At 37.1% G+C, this 21,227-nt stretch carries 15 protein-coding genes; 12 read left to right on the top strand and 3 right to left on the bottom strand.

Annotation, left to right across the window (positions count from 1 at the left end):
- The first annotated feature begins 16 nt into the window (after positions 1-16).
- The 9 genes from K412_RS0109445 to K412_RS0109490 all read left to right on the top strand — a co-directional run bounded on the left by K412_RS0109445 (position 17) and on the right by K412_RS0109490 (position 12,774).
- A complete protein-coding gene (locus K412_RS0109445; protein ID WP_024832880.1) occupies positions 17-832 on the top strand; it encodes a putative ABC transporter permease in 816 nt (271 codons plus the stop codon).
- A gap of 401 nt (positions 833-1,233) precedes the next feature.
- Positions 1,234-2,559, top strand: a complete 1,326-nt coding sequence (locus tag K412_RS0109450) for an extracellular solute-binding protein (protein WP_024832881.1) — start codon at positions 1,234-1,236, stop codon at positions 2,557-2,559.
- A 96-nt stretch (positions 2,560-2,655) separates the two neighbouring features.
- Complete coding sequence (locus tag K412_RS0109455; RefSeq protein WP_081741750.1) at positions 2,656-3,540, top strand: carbohydrate ABC transporter permease; 885 nt, start codon at positions 2,656-2,658, stop codon at positions 3,538-3,540.
- Positions 3,537-4,391, top strand: a complete 855-nt coding sequence (locus tag K412_RS0109460; protein WP_024832883.1) for a carbohydrate ABC transporter permease — start codon at positions 3,537-3,539, stop codon at positions 4,389-4,391. Before K412_RS0109455 ends, K412_RS0109460 begins: the two co-directional genes overlap by 4 nt.
- 94 nt (positions 4,392-4,485) lie before the next feature.
- Positions 4,486-6,624 (top strand): glycoside hydrolase family 3 C-terminal domain-containing protein, encoded by a 2,139-nt coding sequence (locus tag K412_RS0109465; protein ID WP_024832884.1) that lies wholly within the window; start codon positions 4,486-4,488, stop codon positions 6,622-6,624.
- Positions 6,625-6,997: 373 nt separating this feature from the next.
- Complete coding sequence (loaP, locus tag K412_RS0109470) at positions 6,998-7,519, top strand: antiterminator LoaP (protein WP_024832885.1); 522 nt, start codon at positions 6,998-7,000, stop codon at positions 7,517-7,519.
- Positions 7,520-7,738: 219 nt separating this feature from the next.
- Positions 7,739-9,775: a class I tRNA ligase family protein gene (locus K412_RS0109475; protein ID WP_024832886.1), complete on the top strand. Its 2,037-nt coding sequence runs from the start codon at positions 7,739-7,741 to the stop codon at positions 9,773-9,775.
- Positions 9,776-10,247: 472 nt separating this feature from the next.
- Positions 10,248-11,678 (top strand): NCS2 family permease, encoded by a 1,431-nt coding sequence (locus K412_RS0109485; RefSeq protein ID WP_024832887.1) that lies wholly within the window; start codon positions 10,248-10,250, stop codon positions 11,676-11,678.
- Positions 11,679-11,814: 136 nt separating this feature from the next.
- A complete protein-coding gene (locus K412_RS0109490) occupies positions 11,815-12,774 on the top strand; it encodes an acetylxylan esterase (protein WP_024832888.1) in 960 nt (319 codons plus the stop codon).
- Between the two features lie 59 nt (positions 12,775-12,833).
- Here K412_RS0109490 and K412_RS0109495 read toward each other — a convergent pair whose 3' ends face one another.
- Positions 12,834-13,934 carry a PRK06851 family protein gene (locus K412_RS0109495; protein ID WP_024832889.1) on the bottom strand — a complete coding sequence of 367 codons (1,101 nt, stop codon included), beginning with the start codon at positions 13,932-13,934 and terminating at the stop codon, positions 12,834-12,836.
- A gap of 473 nt (positions 13,935-14,407) precedes the next feature.
- Between K412_RS0109495 and K412_RS0109500 the strand changes: the two genes are divergently transcribed.
- From K412_RS0109500 to uxaC, 3 genes are all read left to right on the top strand, one after another.
- Complete coding sequence (locus K412_RS0109500) at positions 14,408-16,201, top strand: phosphoenolpyruvate carboxykinase (GTP) (protein WP_024832890.1); 1,794 nt, start codon at positions 14,408-14,410, stop codon at positions 16,199-16,201.
- 131 nt (positions 16,202-16,332) lie between these two features.
- A complete protein-coding gene (locus K412_RS0109505; protein WP_024832891.1) occupies positions 16,333-16,995 on the top strand; it encodes a ThuA domain-containing protein in 663 nt (220 codons plus the stop codon).
- Between the two features lie 42 nt (positions 16,996-17,037).
- Positions 17,038-18,429, top strand: a complete 1,392-nt coding sequence (uxaC, locus tag K412_RS0109510) for a glucuronate isomerase (protein WP_024832892.1) — start codon at positions 17,038-17,040, stop codon at positions 18,427-18,429.
- 66 nt (positions 18,430-18,495) lie between these two features.
- On the opposite strand, the gene K412_RS0109515 is transcribed toward uxaC, so the two are convergent.
- Both K412_RS0109515 and K412_RS0109520 read right to left on the bottom strand, forming a co-directional pair.
- Complete coding sequence (locus K412_RS0109515) at positions 18,496-20,520, bottom strand: thioredoxin domain-containing protein (protein WP_034847390.1); 2,025 nt, start codon at positions 20,518-20,520, stop codon at positions 18,496-18,498.
- A gap of 339 nt (positions 20,521-20,859) precedes the next feature.
- Positions 20,860-21,153, bottom strand: a complete 294-nt coding sequence (locus tag K412_RS0109520; RefSeq protein ID WP_024832894.1) for a hypothetical protein — start codon at positions 21,151-21,153, stop codon at positions 20,860-20,862.
- Positions 21,154-21,227 lie beyond the last annotated feature (74 nt).

Below are 21,227 nucleotides of genomic sequence, written 5' to 3' on the forward strand. Positions count from 1 at the left end.
TTTGGGGGGAGTCAGGATGAGCAGTTTTTATGAATTCATTATCTATCTTACTATATATAGCTTTATAGGATGGGTATGCGAGGTGGTGTACTGCTCTATATTATCTAAAAGAATAGTAAACAGGGGGTTTCTGGCAGGACCCATTTGTCCTGTATACGGCTTTGGTGCAATGCTGGTGATTTTTTTACTGAAACCTGCTCAATCAGGAATACCTGTGATATTTTTGGCAGGACTTGCGCTTACCAGTATACTGGAGTACATAACCGGATGGTTGCTGGAGATATTTTTCAGCACGAGATGGTGGGACTATTCAAATAGAAGATTTAACCTCAACGGACGGGTGTGCCTGAGAAATTCAGTTCTATTCGGAATACTATGCGTTGTTTTGGTCAAGGTTCTACATCCCGCAATAACCCATGTTGTTTTATTAATCCCTGAAATATGGGTAAGAGTATCCGGGATAGCACTTATTGCAGCGTATGCAATTGATATGCTGTTTACCATTAACACTCTGGTGAATCTCAATGAACGGCTTAAAAAGCTTTACGAATTTACCGAGGATTTGAAAAAGAATAGAGAAATACTGGATTGGTTTAATGAGAGAGAGTTATTTAAGAGTTTTGAAAAACTTCGGCTTTTAGCGGAAGAAGGGAAAAATGAGCTGAATCTCATGTTAAGAGAGAAGTTTGAGGCTCTTAGCCAGAAAAGGGGCAGCGGGCACCGTTTAATTAAAGCTTTCCCGAACATGAAAAGTATAAAGTATGAGGAACAGCTTAACCATCTCAAAGATATGTTAAAGCAACTGAGAGAAAAGGCCAAAGGAAAGCATTAATCAAATGCTTCCGAGGCCTTTTGTTGTTTATTATACTCGGTAAATGCTAACCCTGAGACTTTTTTAAGACACTTTACAAAGCAGTTGGTGTCATTGTCAAATTCAATTATTTTCTAAAACAAATTCATTGTGTGCCATCGAAATAATGATGGGAATATAACTGTCAAAAACGTATCTTGCTTCTTTATAGAAGTATTTAAAAACATGCTTTTTTCTGTTTCCATAAAATGCTTTTAATATTTCATATATAACTCCGTAAAAATGCAAATAATAGTTTCAAACTAGCGTATCAAGTAATTATACCATGTGCAGTTTAGAAATTGACATAACGCTATTATATAAGTTGCACAAATATATCAAAAATAAGATACCATATTACATTGTTTCAAGGAGGAATAAGGATGAAGAAAAAGACGGTGGCAAAAAGAGCAGCAGCATTTATGCTTGCTGGTATATTATCGGTTGGAACGGTGGCGTGCAGTAAAAATACAACAGATGACAATGCAGCAGGAACTACTAATAACGCAGGTGGAAACAATGCTAAAAATGTTGAATTGAAGTTCAGTCATATTTGGGGTTCAGCAGCAGACCCGTTTACACCAGCAGCTAAGAAAGTTATCGATGACTATCAGGCCGCAAATCCAAATGTAAAGATTAAGGTTGATACTAACGAGAATGAAGCATATAAAACTAAGATAAAAGCAATGGCGGCAGCAAATGAACTCCCTGATATTTTTTCTACATGGGGTGGTGGTTTTTCAGAGCCATTCGTTAAGTCAAATTCAGTAGTACAGCTTGATTCATATTTAACTGATGATTTAAAGAACAAACTTGTTAACGGAGCATTAACCAATGTAACTTATGATGGAAAGGTCTACGGTTTGCCATTTTTCCTTTCCTGCGGAGCATTGTTTGTAAATACAGAGCTTTTTGAAAATAACGGAGTAAAGATTCCTACTACTTGGGACGAGCTTTTAACAGCAGTTAAAACCTTTAAATCCAAAGGAATAACTCCTATGGCTGTATCAGGTAAGGACAAATGGACAATTGCAATGTACTTTGATGTTATTGCATTAAGAGCAGCAGGGCCAGAAAAGATTACAAAAACTCTTACAAAACAAGGTTCATTCAAAGACCCTGAGTTTCTGAATGCTGCTAACAGATTTAAAGAGTTAGTTGATGCAGGTGCATTCTCAAAGGGTGCTGCCGGTGTCTCAAATGATGAAGCGGAAGTGCCATTCTTTGAAGGAAAAATACCAATGATGTTCAAAGGTAGCTGGACTGCAGGAAAAGCAGGCTCAAAGGATTCAAAAGTTGCAGGAAAAATCAAGGCAATATCCTTTCCTTCAATACCAGATGGTGTTGGAAATCCAAAGCAATTTACAGGAGGAGCTGTTGACGCTGTAATGGTAAGTGCAAATTCAAAGAACAAAGAAGAAGCAATTAAGTTTCAAATTTACTTTGCTGAAAACATGGCAAGGGAATCTTACCTTTCAGGTGCATCAATGCCTGCATGGAAAACAGATGTTGATGAAAGCAAACTGAACCCTTCACTTGTTGATGTTGTTGATCTGACAAAGGATGCTGAATCATTTACAATTTGGTGGGATACACTCCTTGCCGGTAAAGACACAGAGACTTATCTGAATGCCCTACAGGAATTGTTTATGGGTACAAAAACACCGGAGAAGTTTGTTGACAGTTTACAATCAATTTATGGTAAGTAATCAAAGATAAAAAAGGGCGTCCATTTGTTTGCTTATGTCAACAACTCGGGGCAAAAAATGGACGCTATATTATATGAACTATAGAAGGAAGTGAGTTTGGTGGATAAAGTTTTAGGCAATAAGAAGGCAATAGTATTTTTCCTGTTTCCGGCTTTAGTTGTGTTTATCGGATTAATAATAATACCTATCATAATGTCAACGTATTATAGCTTGCAGGAATGGTCGGGATTTGGTGAAGGTACTTTTATAGGTCTTCAAAACTATAAAGGACTTCTTTCTGATCCCATATTCGTCAAAGCAGCAGTGAATTCATTAATTCTGGCAATTGCATCAGTATTTATTCAGCTTCCGATTTCGTTGCTTTTAGCTCTTACACTTGCAAAAGGTGTTAAATTTGAAAAGAGTCTTGTAACTATTTACTTTGTACCTGTTATTATTTCTACAGTTGTTATCGGGCAGCTATGGATGAAAATATATAATCCTGAGTATGGAATACTTAACATATTATTAAAGGCTATAGGTTTGGAATCTTTTGCATCAGAGTGGCTGGGTGATCCAAAAAGGGCATTGGCGGCTACGTTCATTCCGATAATATGGCAGTATATCGGATATCATATGCTTTTAATGTATGCAGGTATAAAATCTATTTCCACAGATATTTTCGAGGCGGCAGTAATTGACGGGTCTTCTTGGTGGAATACATCAATGAAAATAACAATACCGATGTTGAAGCCTGTATTAAATGTATCAGTTATATTTGCTGTTACAGGTGCACTGAAAGTATTTGATCTTGTATATGTTTTGACAGGCGGTGGCCCTGCTCATGCAAGTGAAGTAATAGGCACATATATGGTAAGCACAATATTTAAAGGTAACCAGTACGGTTATGGCAGTGCAATGGCTGTATTTGTAATACTTGAATGTTTTGCCTTATCCATTCTTGTAGGTCTATTGTTTAGAGAAAAGGAGGAGGCAAAATGAGTGACAGAGTTCAAAATAGAAGGTCAGGATTTTCCATATCAAAGGTCCTTATGTATGCTGCACTTTTTATAGTAGCAGTTATTCAATTGTTTCCTCTATATTGGATGTTCTCCTTCTCATTAAAAGATAATTCCGAAATTTTCGGGGGAAACCCTATAGGACTTCCGGGGAAATGGTTGTGGTCAAACTACAGCAATGCGCTATTGCAGGGGAATGTAGGAAGGTACTTCGTAAACAGTGTAATTGTAACGGCAGCAACTATTATACTTACAACTATAATTGCAGTTATGGCCTCATATGCACTGACTAGAATGGTATTTAAACTGAGAAAGCCCCTAAATTCATTTTTTATACTGGGGTTGACAGTTCCTCTCCATTCAGCACTTCTACCTATATTTGTAATGCTGAGAAACTTAAAGATGGTTAATTCCTACTGGGCACTGATAGCTCCGTATACTGCATTTGCAATACCTATGGCATTGCTGATTTTTTCAGGATTTATGGGCTCTATTCCAAGGGAAATGGAGGAGGCTGCATGTATAGACGGTTGCAGCATTTATAAAATATTTTTCACAATCATACTTCCACTTATGAAGCCGGCAATTGCAACAGTTACAATATTTACATTCCTTCAGGCATGGAATGAACTGATGTATGCTGTTGTGTTCATAAGTGATGCAAAATACAAGACATTAACAGTTGGTATCCAGTCTTTAGCAGGACAGTATACAACAGAGTGGGGACCTATAGGCGCCGGACTTATGGTAGCTACAATTCCAACTTTAATCATTTATTCAATAATGAGTAAAAAAGTCCAGGATAGTCTTGTTGTTGGAGCAGTAAAAGGCTAAAAAGGCTTTATAATATTCCTTGATACCATGTATAATAGGTTATTAAGTGATGTTACTTTATTAAACTCATAAATTTGGGTGTGGAGGTTGGAAAATGGAAAAACCAAAATATTTGGACAAAAGCCTTTCTTTTAAGGAAAGAGCTGCCGATCTTGTATCAAGAATGACTTTAGAAGAAAAAGCTTCACAACTTAGGTATGACGCACAGCCTGTAGAAAGACTGGGAATTCCCAGATATAATTGGTGGAACGAGGCTCTCCATGGAGTTGCAAGAGCAGGTATTGCAACAGTATTTCCACAAGCAATAGGAATGGCTGCAATATTTGATGATGAATTTCTTGAGAAAATTGCAGACGTAATTGCAACGGAAGGAAGAGCTAAATACAACGAAAGCAGAAAAAAAGGTGACAGGGATATATACAAAGGTATAACCTTTTGGTCGCCAAATGTAAATATATTTAGGGACCCAAGATGGGGTAGAGGACATGAAACTTACGGAGAGGATCCATATCTCACATCCAGACTTGGAGTTGCATTTGTAAAAGGTTTGCAGGGGGATGGGAAATATCTTAAAGCAGCTGCCTGTGCAAAACATTTTGCGGTTCACAGCGGACCGGAGGATGATAGACATCACTTTAATGCGGTTGTTTCGCAAAAAGATTTGTATGAAACCTATTTGCCGGCTTTTGAAGCTCTAGTTAAAGAAGCAAAAGTAGAATCGGTAATGGGAGCTTATAACAGAACCAACGGAGAACCTTGCAACGGAAGCAAAACCCTATTAAAGGATATTTTAAGAGACCAATGGGGCTTCGATGGACACGTTGTTTCAGACTGTTGGGCAATAAAGGATTTCCATGAAGGTCACGGAGTTACCAAAACACCAACTGAATCTGTGGCACTTGCATTACAGAGTGGTTGTGACCTTAACTGCGGAAATATGTATCTTCTTATTCTTCTTGCCCTTAAAGAAGGCAAAATTACTGAGGAGGATATTGACCGTGCAGCTATCAGACTTATGACAACCAGAATGAAGCTGGGTATGTTTGATGACGACTGTGAGTTTGATAAGATTCCTTATGAAGTAAATGACTCCGTGGAGCACAACAAACTATCACTTGAAGCTGCAAAAAAATCAATGGTATTACTTAAAAATGACGGATTATTGCCATTGGACAGCAATAAAATCAAAAATATAGCTGTTATCGGTCCGAATGCAGACAACAGTTTAGCTCTTAGGGCCAACTACAGCGGAACTCCGTCTCAAAGCATCACTATACTTGACGGTATACGTAAAAGGGTCTCCGAGGATACACGGGTATGGTATTCTGTGGGGAGTCATCTTTTCATGAACAGAGAAGAGGATCTTGCTCAGCCTGATGACAGACTTCAAGAGGCTGTTTCTATGGCGGAGAGAAGTGATGTAGTCATTCTGTGTCTCGGACTTGATGCTTCAATTGAAGGAGAACAGAATGATCAGGGTACTGTAATACTGGATGCAGGAGGAGACAAGGCTGATCTCAATCTTCCTGAATCCCAAAGAAAACTGCTTAATGCGGTTCTGGCAACAGGTAAACCTACTATTGTAGCATTGCTTTCCGGAAGCGCTTTGTCAATTGGTGAAGCAGCCGATAAGGCAGCTGCCATAGTTCAGTGCTGGTATCCGGGTTCAATGGGCGGCCTTGCATTTGCAGAAATGATATTCGGAGATTATTCTCCTGCCGGAAGACTTCCTGTTACTTTCTATAAATCAACAGAAGAACTTCCTCCATTTAAAGACTACTCTATGGAGAACAGAACCTACAAGTTTATGAAAGGTGATGCCTTGTATCCTTTCGGATTTGGCTTATCTTATACAAGTTTTGAATACTCCAATATAGTGTGTCCTCGGACTGTAAACAATGGAGAGAACCTTTCTGTATCAGTAGATGTTCAGAATACAGGAAGTGTTGATTCGGATGAAGTTGTACAGGTGTATATAAAAGATATGGAAGCTTCGGTGAGAGTTCCTAAACACAGTCTTTGTGGCTTTAAACGAATACACTTAAAGAGCGGAGAAAAGAAGACCGTGACTTTTGAAATTGATTCAAAAGCAATGACCATAGTTGACGAAGAAGGAAAACGTTATATCGAAAATGGTGAATTCACTTTGTATGTTGGCGGAACGCAGCCAGATAAGGTCAGTGAAAGATTATCAGGTAAGAAGCCGTTGGAAGTAATATTTAACGTTAAGTAGTTTTGCTATAAATTTATAATATGGGAAATTTTTTCAGTACACCTCTATATGATGGATAAAAAGTCCAACTTGTAGAGGTGTACTTTTTATGAGTAAGTTTATATTTTACTATGGATTACATAAAAAGGTTACTTTATATTTTATATAAATTTTTTGGTATTATTTTCTTTGATTTAAATAATTTACCTGAATTTAGAAAAAGTATATAATTGGTTTTATTAATACAAAAGTAGGCAATACTGAAGCAAATCCAAAGAGTGTTTAATTGCTGATTAGCTATGTTAAATACTTATTGGCAGTATAATCTGATTACATGTAGCTTTCCGGTATGCCAACTGATAGGCGAGACTGAGTAAAAGGACGGTAAATTGGGATGTACTGGTATATACTATTTGTTAAATCTGGTAAGGAATATCGAGTACAGCAATATATGAATAAAATAGCTGATAATGAAATGGCTAATCCATTTATTCCATTGCATGAATTTCTTTTTAAAATGTCAGGGGTAGTAAAAAGAGAACTAAAACCTTTATTCCCTGGATATGTTTTTATTGAGTCTAGGATGCCAGGGTATGAGTTCCTTAAAAATATGAGCAATCGAATACATTTATCAAGTGATATAGTTGGAATATTAAAATATTCCGATAATGAGATAGAAGTCAGGGAATCTGAAAAACAGATGCTGCTTGATTTATGTAATAACCAACGTTGTATCGAATCATCAAGGGGATTTATAAAGGGAGATAAAGTACATATAATGAGCGGACCTCTTAAGGGCAGGGAAAGTATAATAAGAAAAATTAATAGACATAAAAGGCAAGCTTTGATAGAGATGGAATTAATGGGAGACAAAAGAAATGTAACCGTAGCACTGGAAATCGTAGAAAAGATATAAAGATTTTACTAGTTTTTATGTTTACTATCATTATACGTGGCGGATTTATGGCAATAATAAATTGTATCAATTAAGGTTAGTAACCTGTAAATGCTTATAACCATGAGGTTGAACGACATTATTAGTTTACAGGGCAGATAAATAGTGATACAATTAGCTAAAAATAAACAGATAAATGTAATCTGTCACAAATTATGGTATTAAGGAGATTTCTATTGTATGAATGATCAGAAAGGAAAAAGTACTAATTCAATAGATGAATTTGACATAACAAATTCAAGACCCAAGTTCCCTAAACGTGCTATCGTAACCGCTGGAATGCCATATGGAAATAAAGAACTTCACTTAGGACATATTGGTGGAGTTTTTGTACATGCTGATACCTATGCACGTTTTCTTAAAGACCGCATCGGAAAAGAAAATGTAATCTTTGTGTCGGGTACTGATTGCTATGGCTCTCCTATATTGGAATATTATCGTAAGTTGGTTGATAGCGGCGATTTTGATGGGACTATAGATGAATTTGTTACTTATAATCATAAAAAGCAAAAAGAAGTACTTGATGCATATCAAATCGACATAAGTATTTTTGCAGCCTCAGCCTTAGGGCGTGCGGCCGAAATTCATAAAAAAGTTTCTTCTGATTTTATTAATAATCTGTATTCAAACGGACATCTTAAAAAGATAACTACATCACAATTCTATGATACAGAGCTTGATGTTTTTCTTAATGGACGTCAGGTTGTAGGACAATGCCCTATTGCCGGATGTTCATCAGAACGCGGCTATGCAGATGAATGCGCATTGGGACATCAGTATATGCCTATAGATTTAATTAATCCTAAAAGTACCCTTTCAGGTAAAAAACCTGAAATGAGGGATGTAACCAATTGGTACTTTGAGCTTGACGAATTTCATGATTTACTGACCCAGTGGGTAAGCCAGTTAGAGAAGGACCCAAGCTCTAGAAAATTTGTTATTAAAAGCATTGGAGAGTTTTTGGAGCCACCTGCTATATACGTAAAGAGAGATCAGATGGAAGTAGTTGAGTCTATAAAGGATAAGCTTCCTGGATATGAATTGAGAGATGAAAAAAATAAGTCATCTGTACTTATGGTGTTTAAAAATCTTTCAGAGAGAGAAGCAGCGTGTTTGGTACTTGCTGAAAACGGTGTCCGTTTCCGTACTGGAAAAACCCTTGTGCCGTTCAGATTGACGGGTAATGTCCCTTGGGGAGTTCCTTCGCCTGTATTAGAGGATATGAAGGATTTAACCATATGGGTTTGGCCGGAATCTCTTTGGGCTCCTATATCTTTTACAATGACATATCTGGAGCAACAGGAGAAAGCTTCAAATGCATGGAAAGATTGGTGGTGTTCTAAAGAAGCGCAGGTATATCAGTTTATAGGGGAAGATAATATATATTTCTATGGCCCGGTAGAAATGGCTATGTTTATGGGAAGTCAGGGCAAAGAGGTATCTGTAAATCCGCCGGAAGGCGAGCTGCAGCTGCCAAAACTGATATGTAATAACCATGTATTGTTTTTAAATAAAAAAGCCAGCAGCAGCAGTGCAATCAAGCCACCAAAGGCCGATGAATTACTTAATCACTATACATTTGAGCAATTAAGGGCCCATTTCTTAAGTCTTGGATTAGGAATTAAAAGTGTAGGTTTCCAGCCTAAACCATTCAATCCTAATGCCAATGAAAAGGACAGTGACCCTGTTTTAAAAGAAGGAAACCTGCTCTCAAATGTATTTAACAGGGCAGTAAGATCTTGCTTCTATACTGCTCAGAAGTATTATGACGGTAAAGTCCCTGTTGCAGATATAAGCAGTGAGATTCTAGAGGAATCAAAAAAGACCATACTTGAATATGAAAGATTGATGTTCAAAACAGATTTTCATTTGGTTATGAGCCTTATGGACAGCTACATCAGAAATATTAATAAATACTGGTCAAAGTATATTAAGCAGGCAGAGCAGGATAATGATGATGAGTTAAGAACAAAGGTATTGGTTGATTCTTTTCATATGGTGAGAACTGCAACTGTTCTTATGCATCCGATTGCACCAAAGGGAACAGAGATGATACTTGAATATCTTAACCTTGGTGAGGAATTCTGGAATTGGGAGCGTATATTTGATACTATTTATGATTTCATGGAGGATCCCGAAAATCATAAGCTGAGGTTCCTAGAACCAAGAGTTGATTTTTTTGAAAAGCATCCAAGTCAAATACAAGAAAAAAAGTAATTTAAGAATAATTTTTTATGGAACCTGTCACAATAAAAACGAAAATACAATATAATTTTCGGAGGCAAAAGATAATGTCAAAAAAACAACAGCCTGATCAAAGGAAGGCAAGAGTTAAGACAAGTGCCGGACAGGTTCCTAATCCTGGTCAAAAGACCAACAAAGAAGTTACTACTCCAAAGTAAATTTTAAATTTAAAAAAGGCAAAACCAGCAATTCGCTGGTTTTGCCTTTTTCACTTCCTGCAAAAATATCTGAAATAATTACCACCAGACATTTTATGGTTTAAATCCATATTGAAACATAAAAAAGTTTATTTTAAAGAATACTGTAAATGAGCTTGATAATAGTAATAAATATGATACAATATTCCTGTATTTTTGACAAATTTATTCAAAATACGTCATAAAATTACCCTGTTTTTGAAAGTACTGGTAATAGCTATGACGATATGATTTCAGGAGGGGAAACAATGAGTTTTTTTGAAAGGCAATTCAAACTAAAAGAGAGTGGGACCAATGTTGCAACTGAAGCAATGGCTGGATTCACTACCTTTTTTACAATGGCTTATATCATTTTTGTAAACCCTACTATTCTGGGGCAGACGGGTATTCCTAAAGGTGGGGTATATGTTGCAACAATACTTGCAGCAGTTGTAGGAACACTTATTATGGGCTTATTTGCTAATGTTCCTTATGCGCAAGCTCCAGGTATGGGATTAAATGCATTTTTTACTTTTACAGTTGTATTCGGTTTGAACTATACTTGGCAGCAGGCTTTGGCAATGGTGTTTATCTGCGGTGTCATAAACATAATTATTACGGTAACTCAGGTAAGAAAGTTGATTATTAAGGCTATTCCTGAATCCCTTCAGTTAGCTATAGGCGGTGGTATTGGATTATTTATCGCTTATATAGGTTTCAAAAGTGCAGGATTTATAAAATTTACATCTGAAGGCAAGTCTTATGCACCACTTCAAATTTTAGGAGATGACCCAACTTCCGCTACGGTGGTGGCTGATGGTGCAAATGTAGTTCCGGCTTTTGTGAATTTCACAAGTCCGGTTGCCCAGGTAGCACTGATAGGTCTTGTAATAACAGCTGTTTTAATGATTCTTAAATTAAAAGGTGCAATACTTATAGGTATAATTGCATCTACTATAATCGGTATTCCATTAAATGTTACAGACATTTCAATGTCTTCTTCATACAATTTAGCTGACGTTACCCAGACGGCATTTAAAATGGACTTTGTAGGTCTGTTCAATGACCCTGGGAAGTTGGCCCTTGTTTTGGTAACAATTCTTGCATTCAGCTTATCAGATACATTTGATACAATAGGAACTTTCATCGGGACAGGCCGTAAAAGTGGTATATTCGATGACAAGGATGAAGCTGAGCTGTTTGCAGGAAAAGGCTTTAAGTCTAAAATGGATAAGGCACTGTTTGCAGATGCTATTGCTACATCAATTGGTGCATTATTTGGTACATCAAACACAACAACATATGTTGAAAGTGCAGCTGGTATAGGCGCTGGAGGAAGAACAGGTCTTACATCGGTATTTACTGCCATACTTTTTGCTTTGTGTCTGCTGTTTGCACCTATTGCAGGAGTAATTCCGGCTGCTGCTACGGCACCGGCGTTAATAATTGTTGGGGTACTGATGATGGGAAGCTTTGCAAAAATAAAATGGGATGACTTTGAAGAGGCTTTGCCGGCATTCTTTACAGCAGCATTAATGCCGTTTGCATACAGTATATCAAGCGGTATCGCTTCTGGATTTATTATGTATGTAGTTGTAAAGATATTTAAAGGAAAAGCAAAGTCTGTACACCCTGTCATGTACATTGTAACGGTATTATTTTTAGTAAATTATTTATTAACTGCATTGCTTAAACTTTAGCATATTCCCCCATTTTACTTCCTTTGTATGGACAGTCGGATAAATAATACTGTTCATACAAGGGTAGTTTTTTTATAAGCAATATTATAAAATATATAAATTAAAAATATATGGAAAATGGAAAGGAAACTCGTATATGCCGTTAATTGATATGCCATTGGCAGAACTAAAAAAGTATAATGGAATTAATCCGTGCCCGCCGGATTTTGACGAATACTGGGCTAAGGCAAAGGAAGAACTGGAAACTGTTGACCCTCAGGTTGAACTTGTTCCGTCTAACTTTCAGGTACCTTTTGCAGAATGCTTTGACCTTTATTTTACAGGAGTAAGGGGAGCAAGGGTACATGCTAAATATTTACGCCCTAAAGGAGTAAATAAACCACATCCTGCTATACTGCAATTCCATGGGTATACAAGCAACAGTGGTGACTGGAATGACAAATTGAATTTTGTTGCCATGGGGTACTCGGTTGCAGCTCTTGATGTTCGTGGTCAAGGAGGATACTCAGAGGATTCTGGATGTGTAAAGGGGGATACTGTCCACGGTCATATAATAAGAGGACTGGATGATAACCCTGAAAATATGTTTTTCAGACATGTATTTCTTGATACGGCTCAACTGGCTAAAGTTGTAATGTCAATGCCAGAGGTCGACGAGAACCGAGTAGGGGCTATGGGATTTTCCCAAGGAGGAGCTTTGACTCTTGTCTGTGCATCATTAGAACCTCGTATTAAAAGACTTGCACCTGTATATCCATTCCTGTGCGACTACAAAAGGGTTTGGGAAATGGATTTAGCAAAGGATGCATATAGTGATATCAGAGATTACTTTAGACTCTTTGACCCCCTTCATGAGAGAGAAGATGAAGTCTTCGAGAAATTGGGGTATATAGATGTGCAATATCTTGTCAAACATATAAAAGGAGAGGTTCTTATGGGTGTGGGACTGATGGATAATATATGTCCGCCTTCAACACAGTTCTCAGCTTATAATAAAATTACTTCTAAAAAGCAGATGCTGATTTATCCTGATTACGGACATGAGAATATTCCTACAATTATGGATAAAATCTATCAGTTTATGCTGGAACTTTAAAATAGAGGCACCCGGCTGAGGTAAGTAAGAAATATCAGCCAGGTGCCTTATCTATTATCTTATGCCATATTGAAAAAGTAATCGTCTATTTTAAGCCTTAAATCATGATTTATTTTATCAACTATATCATAATCAATTGCATCTATATATATGTTTTCAAGGTCGTCGTTAAGGTCTTTAGCTTTGGCAAGATAGTGTGTACCTTCGCGAATCAACCCTTTATATCTTGCGATGATATCTTCGAGTTCTGCTTTGAATTCCTCATCGGTACCGGGTTTAATGGCATAGGAGTATATATCTATAATTCTATCGGTATCTTTGGAAGGGAAATACTCATGAGGAGAGGTACTGTCAAATACAGCTACTGACAATTCTCTGATAATAACCATATCAAGACTGGCGGGATCAAAACCGCAGTGATATATCTCCACATCAAATCCTCTGTCCTTGGCAGATTGGGCTATTTTTTTCAGCATGGTAGATTTGCCCGAGCCAGGTCGCCCCTTAATAAAATACCTGCTTGACATATCAGAAGTAAGGTCCATAACAAAATCCACAGACCCTTTAGGTGTAGCACCTCCAAAGAAGCGGTTCTTGACACCTGCCTGCTTGTCTTTAGAATTATTACCGATTATAGTATTGATAGTCTCTTGAGTAAGTTCATTCATTTTGTTAAAGTCAATATTTGAAATATATATCTTTTCCCACTCATCATGAACTCTCAAGGCCTGGGCAAAGAAATTATAAGCACTTTCATAGCACATAGCAATTTGCTTATTAATTTTAAGAATTTCGTCTTTATGAGGGATTAATTTTTTACTGTCCCATGCAGTTCCAAGGTTTATGTACTCTTCAATTGCTCCAGGAGCCCTGGGCTCTACCACGTGAGGATATGTTCCGTCAACAACGCCTATTCCCAAGGAGGGAAGAATAATACCATCTACGGAGCTATTATCACAAGGGGAATGAATGTACTCTACGTCAAAACCTCTGTTGTACCACTCCTTGCCGAGCCTTTTCATAAGGGTAGATTTTCCAGTAGCAGGACCTCCTTTAAGAATAAAAAGTCTGTCGAGAAAATTAATATTGTCGTCTAAGTAATTTACAAATCCCTTCGATGAGTTTGCGCAGGCATAATAGTTAATAATTTTTGCACACAAAAAACATTCCACCTTTCAACAACTTAGGTATTATATTCTAGAATATGCAAATACTAGTAATATTGCTAAAGCATTTAACTAAAAATAACCACTTTGGCCAGGTGTGTCATGCAATATATATGATTAAAATACTTCTTTTTTAAAAGTAAGAAATTATATTGCACTAAATTAAAAACATTATAAAAATAAATGTATACCTTTAATTTTCTAATAATGAGCTTGTTAAAAATATAAGTATATTCATGTATAAAAATACACACATGAAATATTAAAACTTTAAAATTGCATATTTTCTTTTAAAAATAAAAATGTGACAAAAACATGTGTTGAAATTTATACAACTGTATGTTAAGATGGTTAGTGAAAAAATTATCAAATAAATTGCTTACTTGAAATACTGAATAGTAGCGTGTTAATCACAAATACTACTCATTGATAGCAGTATATTTTTATAAATTGAAGGGAGAATTACAATGACTACAAACAAGAAATTAGAAGCTTGGGTTAAAGAAATTGCCGACATGTGTCAGCCAGATCAGATATACTGGTGTGATGGTTCTCAGGAAGAAAACGATCGTCTTTTAAAAGAGATGGTTGATTCCGGATTGGCTAAACCTTTAAATCCTGAAAAACGTCCTGGTTGTTACTCTTTCAACAGTGATCCTTCTGACGTTGCTCGTGTTGAGAACAGAACATATATCGCTTCAAAGACAAAAGAGGAAGCAGGACCTACTAACAACTGGATTGATCCAAATGAATTAAAAGCTACTATGAAAGACCTTTACAAAGGTTGCATGAAGGGAAGAACAATGTATGTAATTCCTTTCTCAATGGGACCTATAGGTTCACCAATATCAAAAATCGGTGTTGAAATTACTGATAGCCCATACGTTGTTGTTAACATGAGAATTATGACTCGTATTGGAACAAAAGTATTGGAAACTCTCGGTGATGGAGAATTTGTACCATGCTTGCACTCAGTAGGAGCTCCTTTAGCTGAAGGCGAAAAAGATACAAAATGGCCTTGCGCTCCAATCGAAAAGAAATACATCAGCCACTTCCCAGAAGAAAAAACTATCTGGTCATATGGTTCAGGATACGGCGGAAATGCTTTGCTTGGTAAGAAGTGTTTCGCTCTCCGTATAGCATCAGTTATAGCTCGTGAAGAAGGCTGGTTGGCTGAACATATGCTTATCCTCAAGCTTACTGATCCTAAAGGCAATGTTAAATATATCTGCGGTGCTTTCCCAAGTGCTTGTGGTAAGACTAACCTTGCTATGCTTGTTCCTACAATTCCAGGATGGAAAGTTGAAACAATCGGTGATGATATAGCTTGGATGAAGTTCGGAAAAGACGGAAGATTGTATGCTATCAATCCTGAAGCAGGATTCTTCGGTGTTGCTCCTGGTACATCATTGGATTCAAATCCAAATGCTATGCACAGCATTGAAAAGAACACTATCTTCACTAACGTTGGTGTAACTGACGATGGAGATGTTTGGTGGGAAGGTATGGGAGTAGATGCTCCTGCTCACTTAATTGATTGGCACGGAAAGGATTGGACACCAAGTTCAGAAACTCCTGCTGCTCATCCAAATGCTCGTTTTACAGCACCTGCAAGCCAGTGTCCTGTTATAGCTCCTGAGTGGGAAGATCCTGCTGGAGTACCAATATCAGCTATATTGATAGGTGGACGTCGTCCAAGCACTATTCCATTGGTACATCAGAGCTTTGACTGGAACCATGGTGTATTCCTTGGCTCAATAATGGGTTCAGAAATCACTGCAGCCGCTATCTCCGACAAAATCGGTCAGGTTCGTCGTGACCCATTCGCAATGCTTCCATTTATAGGCTATAATGTAAATGACTATTTACAACACTGGTTAGATGTTGGAGCAAAGGCTGACCCAGAAAAGCTTCCAAAGATATTCTATGTTAACTGGTTCCGTAAAGATGAAAACGGAAAATGGTTGTGGCCTGGATATGGTGAAAACAGCCGTGTTCTCAAGTGGATATGTGAAAGAGTATCAGGTGAAGGTAAGGCTGTTAAGACTGAAATCGGTTATATGCCTACTGAAGATGCTATCGATGTTGAAGGTCTGAACGTTTCAGCTGAAGACATGAAAGAGCTTCTTAAAGTTAATAAGGAAGAATGGCTCAAAGAAGTTGAGTCAATCAAAGCTCACTATGAGACTTATGATATAAACAAGGTTCCTGCTGAATTGAAGAAGCAGCTTGCTGACCTCGAAGCTAGATTGAAGGCTTAATTTGATAAATTATTGATTTGAAAAATAGATAAAAACCCGATGGTTTAGGCCATCGGGTTTTTGTTAATTTTTCAATATTCATTTTGCATAATTATTTTCCCTGTGATATATTTGGATGGGGGTGAATAGATTTGAATAAAAAAATTCTTAGCATTTTAGGCGATTATTATCATGACCATGACATAGCATTTACAGCACTCAAAAAGGCAGTCGATATGTTAAATAAATCAGGGCTTCATACATTCGAACTTATTGATTCTGATGTAGACGGCCTTGAGGAAGCACTATCCCAGAAATATGACCTTGTTATTTTGGGCAAAGAAAACAGAATTAATCCCACTGATGAAGTTGTAAACAAGTGGATGACTCGAGATATTGAAAAGAAGATTGTTGATTATGTAAACAACGGTGGAAGCTGGATGGCATGGCATGCAGGTTTAGCGTTGTATGATGAGACAGGAGAATACACAAAGATGATGGGTGGATATTTTTTAAGCCATCCAAACGAACACAGGATTGTAAAGTATATTCCTAAAGAAAATAGCAGTGGAATCAGTCTGAAGGAATCCTTTGAGGCAATGGATGAACATTATTTTGTAAAATATAATCTTGACAAAAGTCTTGTATTCCTTGACAGTGAATCCTCATACGGTGAATCTGAAGCAGGTTGGGCTCGTGAATTTGGGGCCGGAAGAATTTGTTGCCTTGCTCCTACACATAGAGAAGAAGGTCTTACAAATAAAGTGATGATTGAGACTTTGAGGGATTGTATCTCTTGGTGCTGCAAACTGTGAACATAGTTGCTTTTAGTTTGACTAAATACGGGGGTGTAGTATTTGCTAAGCGATGATTTTATTTTAAAGGGCAAAACCGCTAAATCTTTATATAACCGTTTTGCAAAGGATGCGCCGGTTTACGACTATCACTGTCATCTTTCTGCGAAAGAAATTTATGAAGATGAGACTTTTACGGATATTTCATCCATATGGCTAGGATATGACCATTATAAATGGAGGACAATGCGTTTTGCTGGAGTACCTGAGGAATTTATCACTGGAAAAGTAGACGGACGTACCAAATTTAAAATGTGGGCAAAAACCTGTGAAAGACTTATAGGAAGTCCTCTTTACCATTGGGCTAATATGGAGTTGGAAACTTACTTTGGAGTAAATGAAGTTTTAAAGGAAAGCAATGCAGATAAAATATACGATTACTGCAATGCAAAAATAAGGGAGGATAAACTTTCTCCAACAAAAATGATAAGGTCTTCTAATGTAAAGCTAATTTGCACAACCGACGACCCGGTTGACTCCCTTGAATATCATTTACTGCTAGGAAAGAAGACTGACAAAGGATTTGAGGTTTTACCTACTTTCAGACCGGATAATGCCTTAAAGATACTAAATGATAATTTTGTTGAGTACATAAAAAGACTCGAGACTTCTGCAAATATAAAGATTATAACTTACAAGGACTTATTAGCTGCTCTGAAAAACAGAATTGAATTTTTCAGCCAGGTAGGATGTGTTCTCTCGGATCACTCTCTTGAAAGTCTTGCTTATTTCCCTACAGAATTTGATGAAGCTGGCAATATATTTGAAAAGAGACTTAATGGAGAGACTGTATCAGTTGAGGAAGCTGAAAAATATAAGCTGTACACTCTTGGTGTTTTAGCAGAAGAATATAAAGAGGCTGGATGGGCAATGCAGCTGCACATTGGAGCTATTAGAAGCACCAATGATACTATGCTGAAAAAGGTTGGCGTTGATTCGGGGTTTGATATTATGAATGATTTTCGAATTGCTGAACCATTAGCAAAGCTCCTTAATGACATGGATAAAAAGAATTCCATGCCTAAGACAATTTTGTATACGCTAAATTCCAAGGATAACCTGGTATTATCTTCCCTTCCTCATTGCTTTACGGAGGCTGGTATTCCTGGAAAGGTGCAATTTGGGGCAGCATGGTGGTTCAATGACCACAAGGAAGGTATAACAGCTCACCTTAAAGCCATTGCAGATCAGGGCATGTTGGCATACTTTGTAGGAATGCTTACAGACTCCAGAAGCTTTTTGTCTTACGTAAGACACGATTACTTTAGAAGGATTCTGTGTTCCTTTGTCGGTGATCTTGTTGACAATGAAGAATTTGCCGACGATGATGATATATTGGGGGAAATTATTGAAGGAGTATGCTATAAAAATATAGTTAGCTATCTGGGTTTATAAAGTTTGTTTATAAAGAGGGTTAATTTATCTTAAAGATTGCGATAAATTAACCCTTTATATATATTTCTAAGATAATACTTCAGCAAGCTTTTTTGCTTCTGTAATTTGCTCCATACAAGAGTAATTTCGGCATACATATGCTGCAGTCTTATCATTTTGCTCTTTATAGCCTTCCACAAAAGGAGCAATTTCAGTAAGCTCAGGTGTTATATTAGAAATGGCTACGGCAAATGGTAAATATTTACTATTGTAAGTATCTACTAATTCCTTATGCTTTGTCCCTGTAATAACTACCTCAGACGATATATCAGATATGGAATACATATAGCTACAAAGCATGTAACTGTGTCCGGTTGGGGCTGCTTCCATCTGATTACTAAAGAAATCTATTATGGCTTTTGCTCTGTTTTCATACTCATGATGACCGGTTATTCTTGCTAATCGCAGAAGATTCATTGCTGCAACGGAGTTCCCGGATGGTATAGCACCATCATAACTTTCTCGTGGCCGAGATATAAGTTTTTCAGAATCATGTCCATATAAAAATAGTCCTGCAGAATTTTTTTCGCCAAAGAGATTTAACATTGCATCTGTCAGTTTTACGGCTCTTTTTAGATAAATAGTTGTAAACGTAGCCTCATATAATTCAAGTAATCCCCAGACAAGGAATGCATAGTCTTCCAGGTAAGCGGGAAAAACTGATTCACCGTCACGGTAGCGTGCCAGCAAACGTCCGTCAGTTCTAATAAGTTTTTTATAAATGAAATCAACGCACCTTTTGGCCGATTCGATGTATCTTTCTTCACTGAAAATTCTGCCGCAGTATGCCATTGCAGCTATCATAAGACCGTTCCAGGATGTCAGAACTTTGTCATCTTTGTACGGATGAATTCTTTTTTCTCTGTGGGCAAATAGTTTTTTACGGCATTCCTCTGCAAAGTGCTTTTGCTGTTCGGATAAAGTGCCTGTTTCAATAAGGTTTGGTATGTTCAGTCCTTCAAAGTTTCCTGGAGAGGTTATGTCAAATAATTTGCAGTACTCATCTCCATCTTTAGAGCCGAGTACGCTAATTACTTCCTCTTGGGACCAAACATAAAACTTGCCTTCAACACCCTCGGAATCAGCATCTTCAGCGGAATAAAAAGCTCCTAATTGAGATGTCATATCACGTTGCACATAATCAAGTATCTGTCTGGCCGTTTCTTCATAGTTTTTGTTTCCGGTTGCAGAATACGTTTCTCCGTATGCAATAGCTAAAAGTGCATTGTCGTACAACATTTTTTCAAAATGTGGAACAAGCCACTTTTTATCTGTTGAGTATCTGCTGAAGCCAAAGCCTATATGATCAAAAATTCCACCGTTTTTCATTGATTCAAGGGTCTTTTCAACCATTTCAAGTGCAAAAGGCTCTTTCTGAGTGTACCAGTATCTGAGCAAAAAGAGCAGCGTATGTGGAGATGGGAATTTGGGAGAGGCTCCGAAGCCTCCATATTTGCTGTCAAAATTATATTTAAAATGTGTAAATGCCTCATGTATAATGTCTTTTGAAATTTCTGTTTCAATAGAAACTTCTTCTTGAGTTAAATGCTCTATAATGTTCTTTGCTGATTCTAATAGGTTATCTCTTTTGCTGTCCCATGCTTCTTTTACAGATTCAAGCAAAGATATAAGCCCCATAAAGCCTCTGCTGTCTTCTTTCGGAAAATACGTTCCTGCATAAAACGGCTGTCTGTCAGGGGTTAGAAATACTGTGAGTGGCCATCCGCCGTGACCGGTTAGCGCCTGACAAACGGACATGTAAATGCTGTCTATATCAGGTCTTTCTTCACGATCAACCTTTATACATATAAAATCCCGGTTCAATATGTGTGCTACTTCTTCGTCCTCAAATGATTCACGTTCCATTACATGGCACCAGTGACAGGTTGAATAGCCAATGGAAAGAAAAATTGGCTTATCTTCGCTTACTGCACGGGCAAATGCTTCAGGGCCCCAAGGATACCAGTCAACAGGGTTATATGCATGTTGCAGTAAGTAAGGGGATTTTTCATTTACCAATTTATTGGGTGTTTTATGACTTGTCATGGGCATCACCACCTTTCTAATTTTATAGTCTTGCTTATTTTATAACACAAAACTATTATTCCAAAAAGTTAATGATGTATTCTGTTTTGAGTATAATTATTAGAAGCAAGATTGAGTAACCGCCAAGTAAGGCGATTTTTATTTGCCCGATTAATATTGATAATGGTTATCAATTAACACATCTAGCAATACATCAATGTTATTGAACGATTCGAGTTACTTATTCTTAACTGTATGGAAGCATTGATTTTAGTGCATTGTAGAAGGTACTTAACATCTTGATATTGAACATATCTTCCTAAACCATTGATATTAATGCATTTGGTCGATGTAATTAGCGAGGCATTATTTGTGTAGTAAATTGAAAACCATTCGGCAATCAATAAATCCTTGGTTATAAAAGAAGTTTTGGTAATCAACTGATAGCTTCTCATATAACGCGTCAAGCTTTAAGATTAAAGCATAAGTTTCTTTAGATAATAATTGCTCCAGTTTCTTTAAAATATCTGTATATTGATTATAAAAGTCAGTATATTGAGAAGACTTGTTAAATTCATTACTTAGGTCATTAATCCTATCCTCTATACATGATAGAATGAAGCTTTCCATATTCTTACCATCATTAAAGCTAGAAAACATATATATTTCCCTCCAAAGTAAAAATGGAGGGAAAATTAAAAAGTGCGAATAGGTATAACCCTACACGCACTAGT

This window comes from Ruminiclostridium josui JCM 17888, from assembly GCF_000526495.1.
In the GTDB taxonomy this organism is placed as follows: domain Bacteria; phylum Bacillota; class Clostridia; order Acetivibrionales; family DSM-1351; genus Ruminiclostridium; species Ruminiclostridium josui.